Raw genomic sequence first — 1,687 nt, 5'->3', positions numbered from 1 at the left:
CCTCAGCCGTATCAGCAAAACGGCGGTGCCTGGTGCCGCCGCAATGGCCATTAACCGCGTTGCTTCATCCGCGATATCGCAGTCGGCGTCACAGGTTGCCCGTGAGACAAAGGTACGCCGGAAACTGGTAAAGGAAAGGGCCAGGCTGAAAAGGGCCACGGTCAAAAATCCGCAGGCCAGAATCAAAGTTAACCGGGGGGATTTGCCCGTAATCAAGCTGGGTAATGCGCGGGTTGTCCTTTCGCGCCGCAGGCGTCGTAAAAAGGGGCAGCGTTCATCCCTGAAAGGTGGCGGCAGCGTGCTTGTGGTGGGTAACCGTCGTATTCCCGGCGCGTTTATTCAGCAACTGAAAAATGGCCGGTGGCATGTCATGCAGCGTGTGGCTGGGAAAAACCGTTACCCCATTGATGTGGTGAAAATCCCGATGGCGGTGCCGCTGACCACGGCGTTTAAACAAAATATTGAGCGGATACGGCGTGAACGTCTTCCGAAAGAGCTGGGCTATGCGCTGCAGCATCAACTGAGGATGGTAATAAAGCGATGAAACATACTGAACTCCGTGCAGCCGTACTGGATGCACTGGAGAAGCATGACACCGGGGCGACGTTTTTTGATGGTCGCCCCGCTGTTTTTGATGAGGCGGATTTTCCGGCAGTTGCCGTTTATCTCACCGGCGCTGAATACACGGGCGAAGAGCTGGACAGCGATACCTGGCAGGCGGAGCTGCATATCGAAGTTTTCCTGCCTGCTCAGGTGCCGGATTCAGAGCTGGATGCGTGGATGGAGTCCCGGATTTATCCGGTGATGAGCGATATCCCGGCACTGTCAGATTTGATCACCAGTATGGTGGCCAGCGGCTATGACTACCGGCGCGACGATGATGCGGGCTTGTGGAGTTCAGCCGATCTGACTTATGTCATTACCTATGAAATGTGAGGACGCTATGCCTGTACCAAATCCTACAATGCCGGTGAAAGGTGCCGGGACCACCCTGTGGGTTTATAAGGGGAGCGGTGACCCTTACGCGAATCCGCTTTCAGACGTTGACTGGTCGCGTCTGGCAAAAGTTAAAGACCTGACGCCCGGCGAACTGACCGCTGAGTCCTATGACGACAGCTATCTCGATGATGAAGATGCAGACTGGACTGCGACCGGGCAGGGGCAGAAATCTGCCGGAGATACCAGCTTCACGCTGGCGTGGATGCCCGGAGAGCAGGGGCAGCAGGCGCTGCTGGCGTGGTTTAATGAAGGCGATACCCGTGCCTATAAAATCCGCTTCCCGAACGGCACGGTCGATGTGTTCCGTGGCTGGGTCAGCAGTATCGGTAAGGCGGTGACGGCGAAGGAAGTGATCACCCGCACGGTGAAAGTCACCAATGTGGGACGTCCGTCGATGGCAGAAGATCGCAGCACGGTAACAGCGGCAACCGGCATGACCGTGACGCCTGCCAGCACCTCGGTGGTGAAAGGGCAGAGCACCACGCTGACCGTGGCCTTCCAGCCGGAGGGCGTAACCGACAAGAGCTTTCGTGCGGTGTCTGCGGATAAAACAAAAGCCACCGTGTCGGTCAGTGGTATGACCATCACCGTGAACGGCGTTGCTGCAGGCAAGGTCAACTTTCCGGTTGTATCCGGTAATGGTGAGTTTGCTGCGGTTGCAGAAATTACCGTCACCGCCAGTTAATCC

3 protein-coding genes are annotated in these 1,687 nt (G+C 56.7%); all 3 read left to right on the top strand.

Annotated features, from left to right (window positions below):
• On the top strand, positions 1-544 hold a 544-nt coding region (locus ACTHSL_RS12490), incomplete at its 5' end, for a phage tail protein (RefSeq protein WP_440381644.1).
• Positions 541-936, top strand: a complete 396-nt coding sequence (locus tag ACTHSL_RS12485) for a phage minor tail U family protein (protein WP_000683105.1) — start codon at positions 541-543, stop codon at positions 934-936. The genes ACTHSL_RS12490 and ACTHSL_RS12485, both read left to right, overlap by 4 nt.
• Positions 937-964: 28 nt before the next feature.
• Positions 965-1,684 (top strand): phage tail protein, encoded by a 720-nt coding sequence (locus ACTHSL_RS12480; protein WP_440381643.1) that lies wholly within the window; start codon positions 965-967, stop codon positions 1,682-1,684.
• Positions 1,685-1,687: the final 3 nt, after the last annotated feature.

Source organism: Neisseria sp. P0008.S010 (assembly GCF_051962715.1).
Taxonomy (GTDB): Bacteria; Pseudomonadota; Gammaproteobacteria; order Burkholderiales; family Neisseriaceae; genus Neisseria; species Neisseria elongata.
Note: the sequence above shows the minus strand (reverse complement) of the source record. Positions and strands in the feature narration are given on the sequence as shown.